Below are 13,023 nucleotides of genomic sequence, written 5' to 3'. Positions count from 1 at the left end.
AAAATATATCTAATGAAAATTTGGCTGAATTGATCCTAGACAGTATCGTGGACAACAAATCCCTCTAAATTCTTAAAATATTTCTGTTCAAAGGCTTCTGGGCTTAACTAGCCGTTTGCGGAATGCCTTCTGACCCGATTGTAATAAATCTCAATATAGTCAAACAAGACAGTATTCGCTTCTTTTCGAGTGGCAAACACACTGCCATGGACCACATGACCTTTCAATGTATGAAAGAAGCTTTCGGTCACTGCATTATCCCAACAGTTTCCCCTGCGTGACATACTTTGAACGCAGTTATTCGTCAATAATAGCGTCCTAAAATCACGACTACAGTACTGTGAGCCTTGGTCCGAATGCACCATGACACCCATTGGATACCCCTGACGAGCCATTGCATAATGAAACGCATCACACACCAATTGACGGTCTATTCGATGGCTGATTTGCCAACCGACGATACGACGGCTGAATAGATCCAGCATCACACACAAATACAGCCAACCTTGCTTAGTACGGATATAGGGGTGAGTAGACCAAGGGAATTTCACCCTTAGCCCCTCGCAGAACCGGACGTGAACCTCTCGATTCATCCGGCTCCCATTATCCAACCGGTGGTAAACATCCCATTTTCCAATGCACAAAGGCATTTGGAAAATCACGTGCAAGCCGCCCTAAGGCATATTTAGCTCGTCTTTTATGACGGGCTAAATTTTTATACTTACGCCTCATCCAGCGTATAAGATATGCATTCATGTGTCTCCAAATCACTGACATCGCTGAACTATGGAAACGACCATAGTATTGTTGCCAGCCTAGAAGAATTGGATTAAATATTGCTGATAGATCAGTTAATTCACGCTCACACATCAAATGTAGATGCCATCTCCGGATAGTCTGCCGCATTGCCTTAAGTGCATCACGACTGACCGCCGGAGAAAAATTCACATAAACCCTTTGATATTTGTCTACAGCCTTACGGGGCCTAAACGTGTATCCGAGAAAAGTAAATTGAACATCGGGATATGCTTTGCGACGATTAATATCTTGGCAATAAACAATCTTTGTCTTATCTGGATGCAATTCGAGCCCACATTCACGAAATCGTGCACCAATCTTTTGTAAAACAAGTTTGGCTTGAGATAAACTCCGGCAATGAATCACTCCGTCATCCGCATAGCGGCAGAATCTTACACTCGTAAGATTCTTGGTAATCCACATATCAAAAGCATAATGCATAAATAAATTTGCCAACAAAGGACTTACAACACCACCTTGCGGTGTGCCACGATTCCTTTCTAAAAGATGGCCATCTATGTCTTGCATGGGTGCTTTTAACCAGCGTTCTACGTATAGAAGAATCCATGGGATTTCGCAGTGTTTCTTGAGTGCACGCATCAGTGATCATGATCGATGTTATCAAAGAGACCCTTGATATCAAACTCCACAACCCAGTCATACTCCCAACTTCGTCGCCTCACCATAGCTATCGCATCATGGGCAGAACGCCCTGGACGATAGCCATAAGAGTTTGGATGAAATAGAGGATCAATCTGTGGCTCCAACAAGAGTTTGACAGCCGTCTGTGCTACTCGATCCGCTACTGTCGGAATACCCAACATACGTACGCCACCTGATTTCTTTGGAATCGGCACACCCTTGATTGGCGGTGGAAAATAACTGCCTGAACAAAGTCGATTCCATAGCTTATACAGGTTACCTTTTAAATGGTTTTCGAATTGCTCAATAGATTCATGGTCGACGCCTGAGGCGCCACCATTCTCTTTGACTTTTTTGAATGCCTCCCAAATTAACGCTTTAGGAATGTTAAATGGTTTGGTCATAAAGCCTTGTTCCTCCTGCTTGTACAGTTGACAAGACCGCAGACCGGGATAATGCAGCCCCTTCGCTCCATTACTATTACGGTAACTTCAACACTACTACGAGCTGCTCCGCCCCTTGGTGGCGCATTGCTATTGTCGGCCTTGCCTTTTGAGCTTGTGCCTTTCGCTTGACATCGCCACCGAAGGTTCCCACAGTTCAGCATAAGAGCCTGAATTAGGATCGCGCTGCCTCTACGCCGGACACCGAATGGCCCGTAAGCAGGTAACGGCCAAACTAATCGCGGGGCAACATCCATCCCCGGTTTTGATGTCATTTGAGTACTTTCGACACTTGAACGGCAGTTCACTGTTGTTCGCCTTCCTAATTCTTACCTGACGCCTTTACAACGCCTTTTCCATAACGCTCACGACCGGGACTTTTGATCCAAGCCGCTTATGGTGGTTTGCTACCTGCTCCTGCAAGCCGATAGCGAGGGGCCATACCCTCATCTCTTACGCCGCTTGCTGCGGCACACTAATATCCGTTGTCCAGATCTTATTGGGTTCATTGACCGTAAATTGACGATCCAACAAGTTGGGTGCTGTAGGCAAACGATGGTTTGAATCAGTCGTATGCTTGTATTTACGTGCAATCCTGCTACGTAAACCAAGCTTTTTTAGCATCCTTCCAATAGTACGTTCGCTCATGTTGTAATCTAAATCATGCATGTCATGTACTAATGAAGGTGCCCCCAATCGTGCATGATGCTGCCAATATACGGCTTTTAAGTCATTATATTTCTGTGCTGGATTGGCTTGACGTTTTCGCCAGGCATAATAGCCTGAAGTGCTGACACCTAGGTATTTACAGGCAGAAGATACGGTGACTTCATTCATATCTAGATCTTGAATTACCGTGTACTTTTCTAGGCATGATCTGTTAGAAAGTACACATGCGCTTTTTTTAAGATGTCATTGGCTTCCTTGAGCTGTTTGACTTCTTTCTCTAATTCCAAGATCCGCTGTTGTTCTGGTGAAAGTTGACGTTTGCTTGAACCCACTGGATTGGCTTCACGAATCCATTTGTCTAAAGTTGAATAACCCACACCTAATTTCTGGGCGATTGCAGCTATAGGCTCGTGTGAGTTTGAAAGTGCATAATCAATCGCTTGCTGTTTAAATTCAGGACTAAAACGTTTAGCCATTTCTTGAATCTCCAAAGATTAAAGTTAGGTTATCTTTAGACGGAAGTGCTGTCCATTATTTTGTCTAGGATCAAACAAAACCTAGCCCAATCTTCCATCAAACCTTTCCTTTTTTCCAGATAAGACCCCATAAATAGAAATCTATATTGAGGCAGTTTTTACTTTTGCAGGAGGTCTAATGATTGATATGACATTTTTATGCAGTGAATGTTTGTTTTATGCTTCAAACTGACAGTATTCATCTAGGTCATTTTCTGTGTTGAAAGAGATAAAATATTTGCTTTTATTGTGATAGGATTCTTCTAAACTTTAACTTAAAATCGGAATTTAATAATAAATAGTGTGTTTTTGGTCTCTGATTTAAAATTAAGTGAGTGTTGGTTGGTTTTTTTGATAAAAACCAATAGACTTGCTACATTTTTGTATGAAAAGTTGGCTTTCTGTAGTATTTTGGTTAAAAAATCATCAACAAGAATTTATTTTTATGATTTTAGTGGGTTATTGGATATGGTAAGTCGATTCAAGGGAAGTGTTATTTCACGAGTTTCTTTTGCCTGCTGTCTTAGTTTATTTATTTTTACTTATAGCCCTGTGGTTTTTGCTCAACCCAAGGCGGGAAGCAGCATTACTAACATAGCGAGTGGTGACTTTTATGATGAGCAAGGCAACTTGCAAGTCATCAACTCCAATCCCGTTATCCTCACAGTTCAGCCTATTTACTCATTGAGCCTGCAAAGCAATCAGCAGAATATCGGAACTATTGGCAGTAAACTCAATTTTCCTCATGTACTCACCAATACGGGAAATATTGCTGATAGCTATAAAATTACACTGAATCAACTTACAAATGACCAGTTTGATCTAGAAAATATCGCAGTTTATGCGGATCGGGATCAAAATGGTGAGCCTGATGACAATAATAATTTACTCAATAATGCAATTCTGAATTTAGAAGCAGGTGAGTCTGTGGCTGTGGTTGTGGTGGGAAGTATTCCAGTCAACAGCATTAGCGCAGGTCATGTTGCAAACTTTACTTTAACTTCAACCAGTCAACTTGATTCAGGTAATGTGTCTGCCACTGTCTCAGATGTTGCAAAAGTGGTTGATGATGCGGTTATTCAGGTCACAAAATCTCAAAATATCAGTACAGGTAAAACAGGCACAGAAGTTACCTATACATTTACCTATAACAATACGGGGACTGCACTAGGTCAACTATTTGTCCGTGATACTTTGCCGAGCAGTGTAAGTTACCAAGCTGGAACAGCTATTTGGAATAATGGCGCAAGTACATTAACAGATGTAGATAATGACAATGAAGCAGGCAGTACTGCTGAGTCAGTTATGAACTATAAATATGAGGGTGGTGAGGTGGAATTTAAACTCACAGGCATTACTGCGTTAAGCAAAGGTACATTTAGTTTTAAGGTAAAAGTTAATCCAAATGCAGCGGAAAAAATCAATAACACTGCTAACTATAAACAGTATAAAAATAATACAACTACCTTGTTAAAAGATACATCAACCAATACCGTTATTTTTACAGTTCAGCAAACCTTAGGGGTGATACTGAATAACTCTTCTGTTGGAAATACTGATGGAGGAACGAATGACTTGCTCACCAAATCAAACACATTTACTGGTGCAGCCAAAGAAATCCAGTTTGATAATTATGTTTGGAATACAGGACAGGCGACAGACAGCTATAATTTAAACATTACAAAAAGTGCAAATGTCCCAAGTTGTGCAGTCACACGCTTATACCAGTCCGATGGGCGTACTTTACTGACAGATAGTAATGCTGACGGTATTATTGATACAGGTTCGATGGCAGCAGGCGCATCGAAAAAAATTGTGCTTGGTGTTTATTTCCCTGCCAATTGTGTTACAGCGACTAATGAAATACTAGATTTTGATGTTAAGGCAACTTCAGTTACAGATACAGCAATTACCAATAGTACTAGTAATCGATTAAACAATACCAATACCGCAGGTTCTAGTGACTTGTACAATAATGATAGTTCAGGAACTGGTATAGGTGCTGTTACATCACCTGGTGGACAGGCATGGGTAAATAAATCAGCAGTTAGGGGTGGAACAGCCGTATTTCCTTTGGTTGTAGAGAATAAGAGTACGGTAACGAATAGCTATAATTTATATGCTTCGGTTGCTGAAATTGATGTCAATAATATCAGTACCAGTTTGCCTGCCCAGTGGATAGTGAAATTCTATGATACGAGTGATGATTGCCAAAGCCTAGGAAATGTAATCAGCAGTACTGGCAATGTAGCAGCGGGTGCAACCAAAAAATATTTTGCTGTTGTCACTGTTCCCACTAATACAGACTTGGCTAATCTTCCTATTTGGTTTGCGATAAAATCCCCAATGAATGCACAGGCGGATAGTATTAAGGACCAAGTTGATATTATCCAGAGACAAATGACACTGGCAAATGATCGGCAGGGTCGGGTCAATATTGGTGGCACAGTTGTCTATCTACATACCTTAAAGAATACAGGAACTGTGGTTGAGGGGAATGCAGTAGGCCAGATCACGTTTAGTGTTATTCCGCAAAACCCAAATGATACCTTTACTTATACTTTGTATCATGATGCCAATAATAATGGCGTGATTGATGCAACTGATCCACTCATTAATGACTTATCTACGGTTACGGGTGGTTTAGCGCCGCAAGCTTCAATTCAACTTCTCTTAAAAGTCCAGGCACCAACAACGGCAACCAATGGTATGTCTAGTGTGGCGAATATTGTGGTGAAAGCAAACAATACCATTCAGGGGCTGACCTTGGATGATTTACAAAACACTGACTTGACCACGGTAGATCCAACCCAGTTACGTTTGACCAAAGAGCAGGCGAAAGATGAAAACTGTGCCTTAACTTTAGCTACGGTAAGCAGTGCAACCTATGGAAGCACACCACTTCAAGTAAAACCAAATCAATGTGTGAGCTATCGTTTAACCATTAAAAATGAGGGCGCCACCCCAGCTAGTAATATTGTGATTAATGATATTGTGCCTGCTTACAGCCAATTACGTAGTGGTTTACCACCATCTATTAGTCAAGGCACAATCGCTGTAAATAACGATCAAATTGCAGGCAGTGTGGGATCGCTTACACCACAAGGTCAGGCTTCCATGTACTTTTCTATTCGGGTAAGCCCATAAACAGAGCGGATATTAGAGCATGAAGATGATCAATACACTAAATAATAACCGCCCAAAACTGTTTAATTGGGTCTTGACCTTGCTGTGCGTGTTGATGGTCCAGCAATCGGCCTGGGCTGCAACCAACTCGATCATCAGTAACATGGCAGTTGGTGAATATAGCGAAGAGGGCTCAACGGTTGTACAGGTGGCGCGTTCAAATCTTGTCCAAACCACGATTTTGCCTGTGTACTCATTAAATTTGGTGGCAGCCAATAACAAAACAGTAGTGGCGGGACAGACAGTTTATTTTAACCATATCTTAACCAACACCAGTAATGAGACAGATCAATATACTTTCACTGTAAGCAATAATCCCACTGGTGATGATTTTGATTTTGTGAATAGTAGCCTGATGGTTTATCTGGATGCCAATAATGATGGTATTCCCGATGGATCAGCGATTACAGGTTATACATTGGGTGCAGGTCGGTCAGTTGGACTAATTGTTGCAGCAAGCATACCGAATACGATTACCACAGGAAAAGTTGCAAATTTAACTTTGATGGTGACATCTGCGAATGGCGCGAGTGGAACAAATAGCAATGTTGACAAGGCAACTGTAACTGACCAGTCAACTCTGGTGGTGCGTAAAAAATTCTCTCAAATCACTGCTGCAAATGGTGATGTGGTCACCATACGTCTGGATTATCAAAATCCAACAAACACAATTGTACCAACGGCAACCTTGACTGACACGTTAGGAAGCAATTTAACCTATGAAGTAAATACTGGTAAATGGAATGGCGTAACTGTATATGATGCAGTGGGGGGAACAGCCGATCCAACAGGAATTAATTATAGTGTCACCTCGAATGTTGTTACCGCAACCCTAACCAATATTCCAGCGAATACGATTGGCTATATCGAATTTAATGTAAAAATTAATAAAAGCATTGCAGGGAAAATTGAGAACGTCATTAATGTAACAGGGCTAACGACAGACACAAGTAATACAGCAGTTGTAAATGTTGCTCCAGTCTATGCTGTCAAAATGAATGGTAGTGCAAGCAACGTCAGTGATAATACCAATACCATTACGGCCAGTGCGGTTCCCCAGGGTGGTGAACTTAAATTTACCAACTATGTCTGGAATATAGGGAATACCACAGATCGTTTTAACCTCACTTTAACTAACAGTACATTTCCGACAGGTAGCCAAATTGAATTTTATCGTGCAGATGGCGTAACCCCTTTATTAGATAGCAATGGAGATGGTATTCCTGATACAGGTTTATTATCCGCAGGCGTAAATTTACCAATCGTTGTTAAAGTACGTTTACCTAGTAGTTATGCTGTAACGACTGATACGACATTCGAAGTTTCACCTCAAGCTCAGTCTTTAGGTGATATTAGCAAAACGAGTTTGATTAAAGATCAGGGTAATTTACTTGCCACAACGGTAGCACGTTTAGTTGATTTGACGAATAGTCCTGAAAACAATGGTTTGGGTAATGGGAATGTTAATAATGCTGGTAATCCGTGGAAAACCGTGATTGCCGCAACAAGTACCAATCCTGTTGCGGGTGGGCAAGCAATATTTCCATTAAAAGTGAGCCATACTGGTATTGGAACTGAATATTTACTTAGTGCGAACTCGACGAGTAATTTTACAAGCTTAACTTTGCCTAATGGCGTGAACCGTGTTCGTTTTTATGTTTCTGGAAATGGTTCAAACTGTAATGTCATGGGTAGCGAAACAGGTAAAACCATCTATCTGAATAATGGTGAGAGTCAGTTAATCTGTGCTGTTGTTGAAGTGGATCAATTGAACAGTAGTGTAACTACACCGATCTATTTCCGCGCTCTTTCTACAAGTTTTGTAAGTGGTAATAATAGTAGTAATCCGAGCCAAGATATTATTATGGATGCGATTACTATTCAAAGTGTCAATTCTGTAGCTAAAGTAGAATTCACGCCAAATTTTCGTGGACAAGTCTCGCCATTAGGCACCGTCATTTATAGTCATCTTTTAACCAATAATACTGATGTTGATTATACAGGTAACTATAGTTTTCTTTCGAATAACGATCAGGTTGAGTTTAACAGCACTCTTTTCTATGACGTAAATGGAAATGGTGTTTTTGATGCTGGGGATTTGGTGATGAGAAGTTTAGCTGACTTGCCAGGTGGAAAATTAGCAGCACATACACAAGTCAAATTATTGCTTCAGGTTAAAAATCTTGTAGCAAATAATATTGCCCAAGCGAATACCACCACGATTAATTTAACGAATAATGCCAATGGTCAAGTTTTGGCATCAATTACTGATGTAACTACAGTGAATCAGAGACAATTGAAGTTGAGTAAGTTGCAAGCACGTGATTTTGATTGTAATGGCACAGCTGATGAGTCCTATACAACAAATAGTCTCAATATCGGTAAACAAGCAAATGGCCAAGGTCAATGTGTTTTGTATAAGGTGATTTTAACCAATACAAGTGCTACTGCTATGAGTACTGCATTTACCTTTAGAGACATGACGCCTGCCTATACAGTTTTATCTCAATCGCCTATCTGCACATCATGTAGTAGTATGACGGCTCCTACAGTTGGTAATGCTGGCGCGGTTTCAGGAACATTAAATAGTGTGGCTGCAAACCAAAGTTATGAATTTAATTTCGGGGTGCGCTATGTGGGTCAGTAAGCAAAAAATGAAAAAGAATACCTCTAATTACAGCATGATGAATCATAAAGTTAGTTATATATATACTTTGGTTTTGTTTATCTTAAGTTGTTTGATGTGTAGCCAAAATGTATTGGCTGCACCGCCAACGATTGAGATTTTTTCAGGCTCAGGGTCTGGGCAGGGTCCAACAGCAGGGCCAGTTGTAACAACATTTAAGTTAAATGCCAACAATCCAAGTGATAACAATTATGTTGATTATGCGCCGCTTACTACTGCTACATATACGATAACCAATTCCGCTTTTAATTCGGCGTCTTATCAAGGATCTATTGGTACTAATAGACCTAATTTAATGATAGGTGGTGCGGGCACAGCTGCAACAGTAGAAGCAACCAATGTAATTCAACCCTTAGTATCGATTGGCAGTGGGCGAGATAATATGTTCGCTGCCTCATTACAAAACGCTCCAACTGGATGTACAAATGGCTCTGGGTGTTATAGTACCAATGGTGGTATTAGAGCAGGCAGCAGTTCATCTGATACTACTGCCAATTATGGCGTAGCAATGTTTATCAAGGCTACAGGTTTTGCAGCATTGAATGTATCGACTACAAACAGAGTTTATGTTGGTAGGGTTCAGGTTAATTTTAATAGACCTGTAACTAATCCTATATTGCAGGCAGCAGGGATGGGGGGGGCTGTTGTAGGCGGTTTAGGTTATAGTGCAGAATTTACATTGGTTAGTAGTAATTTAAGTTCACTACCAGTGCTTAGTCGCTTAGCTGGTAGTAAAGAATTATCAGTGATTGGTAATGATATTACGAATAATGCATCTACAAAGGGTGCAACAAGTGATCAAGGTGGAGCAAGCGGTAGTATTTATATTAAAGGTAAAGGAATTACAACTTTAGTTTTTGATATGTATATACGAGGTGATGGTAGAGGTACCTGGATAGATAGCGCCGCTGATTCATTCTTTTTTGGTATCTCAAGTATGGACGTTGATAGCGACATCGCTCTAGTTAAAGCTCAACGTGTAGGCAACACAGGAACATTCGTACGGACACAATTGGATAATGTTCCTGTTAATTCATTGATGCAATATCAATTAACTATTACCAATAATACGCCATCAGGTGCAACATTGGGTGGGACAGTTGTAAATTTACCTTTTAATGACACACTCCCAGTCAGTTTAAAAAATGTTTCTATTGTCGGAACACCAGCTACGACACAAGGTACAGGAGGTTCAAGCCCTGTTACTACTTCCTGTACTCCTACATTAACAGGCGATAATACCGCAGGCTGGAAAGTTTCGGGACTGTTTACAGGTGCAACAACAGCAACCTGTATAATCACGATTCAGGGTACAGCAACCGCAGCAGGTACGTTAACCAATACAGCAACGATAGAGTCAACCTCATCAAATACGCCAGTGAGTAGTTCTGTTAATGCCGTGATCGTTAACCCAACAGCAATTACACCAGACCCAGTTATCAAAGAAGCTCGTTTTACAATTACTTCTGATTTACCAACGATTGTACGAGGACGAGTTGGTACACAAACCATCAATATTAAAAATGAAGGGCCAGATAGTGCAACCAATCCAAAAGCAACCTATGTTGCAGCACCACAAACAGGAGTTAACGTCAGTTCTGTAAGTGTGATAGGTGGTTCAGCCTGTCTACAAAGTGGCAATAACTGGAATTGTGACCTTGGTAGTAGTATGGCAAATGGTGCAACGAAGCAATTATTGGTTACTTACGCCACGATGAGTAATGCGGTACTAGGAACTGCACAACAGGCAACAGTTAAAGCTTATAGTGATGAGTTTAACCCAGGTAGTGGTGTAGGAGAGACACTCTATAAAGTATGGGGAACTAATCAGCAAAATGAATACAGACCTAATGGTGCATTTTGGGTGGGTTATGAAGGAACTGGGGGAACTGCAAAAGTCGGTGATTTTGCTGATGAAGGCACACCAATCTTGAGTGCATGGCCATTGAACCAAGCCAGCCCAACAGGTGGATACTTAGTTTCTGGTAATAATGGTACGAGTGATTCAACTTATGGAGCATCAAGTACAACTGCTTCTGCAATGATTCAAAGAATTATTACCAACATGAGTTCGGATGCAAATGCAACAGTTCAACTAAATAACATTAGTGTTCCTGACATTGGGGATAACCGTAGAGCATGGGAGTTTACAACGGGCGTATACATTCCAACGTCACAAGCAGTCACTTTTTGTGTTGGAAATACAAGCGTTGGTGTGGATGATGGTGCTTATATCATGGTTGATGGTGTTGCTGTAACGCTTGTAGATGGTTATGTACCTGGAGGCGTAATATCAACAGCAACTACTCTTAGTGCTGGTTATCACCGTATTAGCTATCGTATTGTTAACCGTAACACCTATTCTGCCGGAAGTGAGCTACCTCCGGGGGGTTATGGACCAATTGGTTTGTCTTTAAGTGGGAATTGTTCGACTGCAAACTATGACACAGTCACAGGTACAGGTGTTCCTGTCAGTATTCACATTATAGATGGTGCAAAAATTAAAATTGCTAAAAACTCTGTGAATGGGACGGGTACGTTTAACTATATTAATCTTAGCAATCTTGTAAATAATACAACAGCAGTTACCACGGATTCTGTAACTACAGTCACAGCAGGAACCACAGCAACCTCTGCACAACAGCTTTGGGCGCAAACATTGAATACAGATGTTTCTTTTACAGAAAGTGCTTTAGCAGGATATGTCTTATCAGGTGTCAGCTGTGTAGATGCAAATAGCGGTGTAACAGGTAATACAGGTACTTTTTGGACGCGTGTAAATAATATTGTGACGATTCCCGCTGTTCGCATAAAAGAAGGCGCCGATATTACCTGTACTTTTACAAATACTAAGCTTATTTACGTTGATATTACTGGACGAGTATTTGTTGATAATAGCGGAACAACATTAGATGTGAGTAAAGCATATAATGGCATACAAGATGCAGGTGAAGTTGGGATTGCAAATAGTACAATTCGTTTGAATAACTGTAGTACTACACAATTAGCTTCAACAGTGACAAGTGCAAATGGTGATTATACTTTCTCAATTGAACAAAGCTTATTACCATCATCATTTTGTATTGTTCAGCAGAATTTACCTGAATATATTTCTGTCAGTGCCGATAGTATAACGGTAGCAAACACAAGTGCGACCAGCTATCCAAACAATAACTTTGCCGATGTTAAACTCAATGTACTTCTAACAGAAGATGGACAACATACCATTACCGCAGGTGAAGTGACTGATTATCCACACCGTTTAAGTACCCAGGCCCCTGTTTGGGTAACAAAGTTGGAACAAACCCAATCAAACTCAAACAATGATCAACCTTGGCAGGCATTGGTTTACCAAGACACCAACTGTAACGGTACCGTTGATACAGGTGAAACAGTGTTTGATCCAACAGCCTCAGGTACTGTGTTGTTGCAACCAAACACTGATATCTGTCTTGTACAACGTGTATTTGCACCGACCAATATTTTTGCTGGTGCACAGCATATTGGAACGCTACAGGCAAGCTATGCTGTGAGTGCATTAAACCTCACAGACCAGAAAACCCAACAACGTCAGGATGTGACACTTATTGGCAGTGCAGGATTAACACTGACAAAAAAAGTACGTGCAGTAACCAGCTGTTCTTCAACTCCATCTGATTCTTTAGGCTTTTTAGTGAATAACGAAGCCACAAAACAGCAAAATCTGGAGTATGAGATCACCTATAAAAATAATAGTGTGAAGAACCTACAGAATGTCAAAGTAAAAGATAGTTTACCAACTGGTACTAATTTTGGCAGTCTAAGTTGCGGCCTAACACCAAGTGGAAATACTTGTAATGCAACACGTTCTGGAGAAGTTCTTGAATGGACTTTAACAGGTTTGCTAAAACCATCAGCCACAGGAACTTTAAGATTTTGTGTTAGTCAGTAAACAGAACCTATCACAGATCGGTAGGTTGAAAAACATGCAAAGGGCTTCGGTGAGGAAAGATGGTATGGAAGTTGCTTTGGCTTGATGTAATGTAATTTTTTTTGTAAAAGTGTGAAGTAAATCAAATAAATTTGTTGATTATTGATATATTTT

Annotated in this window: 5 protein-coding genes and 2 pseudogenes; 3 read left to right on the top strand and 4 right to left on the bottom strand. The window is 40.7% G+C overall.

What is annotated here, in order from left to right; translation table 11 throughout:
* Positions 1–35 precede the first annotated feature (35 nt).
* From ADA42_RS18255 to ADA42_RS18245, 4 genes and pseudogenes are all read right to left on the bottom strand, one after another.
* A pseudogene (locus ADA42_RS18255) lies at positions 36–539 on the bottom strand (IS3 family transposase); the annotation flags it as partial.
* 64 nt (positions 540–603) lie between these two features.
* A complete protein-coding gene (locus ADA42_RS18915; RefSeq protein WP_264673578.1) occupies positions 604–1,326 on the bottom strand; it encodes a reverse transcriptase domain-containing protein in 723 nt (240 codons plus the stop codon).
* 71 nt (positions 1,327–1,397) lie between these two features.
* The gene (locus tag ADA42_RS18910) at positions 1,398–1,844 is read right to left on the bottom strand and encodes a reverse transcriptase domain-containing protein (RefSeq protein ID WP_254946359.1); all 447 of its coding nucleotides are present in this window, start codon (positions 1,842–1,844) and stop codon (positions 1,398–1,400) included.
* Positions 1,845–2,357: 513 nt separating this feature from the next.
* Positions 2,358–3,028: pseudogene (locus tag ADA42_RS18245) on the bottom strand (IS3 family transposase); the annotation flags it as partial.
* A 507-nt stretch (positions 3,029–3,535) separates the two neighbouring features.
* Here ADA42_RS18245 and ADA42_RS16775 point away from each other — a divergent pair.
* Genes ADA42_RS16775 through ADA42_RS16765 form a run of 3 tightly spaced genes read left to right on the top strand, consistent with a single transcriptional unit; the run spans position 3,536 to position 12,870 of the window.
* Positions 3,536–6,214 (top strand): DUF11 domain-containing protein, encoded by a 2,679-nt coding sequence (locus ADA42_RS16775; RefSeq protein WP_048766411.1) that lies wholly within the window; start codon positions 3,536–3,538, stop codon positions 6,212–6,214.
* 19 nt (positions 6,215–6,233) lie between these two features.
* Positions 6,234–8,900: an isopeptide-forming domain-containing fimbrial protein gene (locus ADA42_RS16770; protein ID WP_039250478.1), complete on the top strand. Its 2,667-nt coding sequence runs from the start codon at positions 6,234–6,236 to the stop codon at positions 8,898–8,900.
* Entirely contained in the window at positions 8,887–12,870 is a 3,984-nt protein-coding gene (locus ADA42_RS16765; protein WP_039250479.1) for a prealbumin-like fold domain-containing protein, read from the top strand. The genes ADA42_RS16770 and ADA42_RS16765 overlap by 14 nt, the downstream gene beginning before the upstream one ends.
* Positions 12,871–13,023 lie beyond the last annotated feature (153 nt).

Source organism: Acinetobacter sp. 243_ASPC, assembly GCF_001054715.1.
Taxonomy (GTDB): domain Bacteria; phylum Pseudomonadota; class Gammaproteobacteria; order Pseudomonadales; family Moraxellaceae; genus Acinetobacter; species Acinetobacter soli.
The sequence above is the reverse complement of the archived record's forward strand: the minus strand, read 5'-3'. Positions and strand labels throughout refer to the sequence as shown.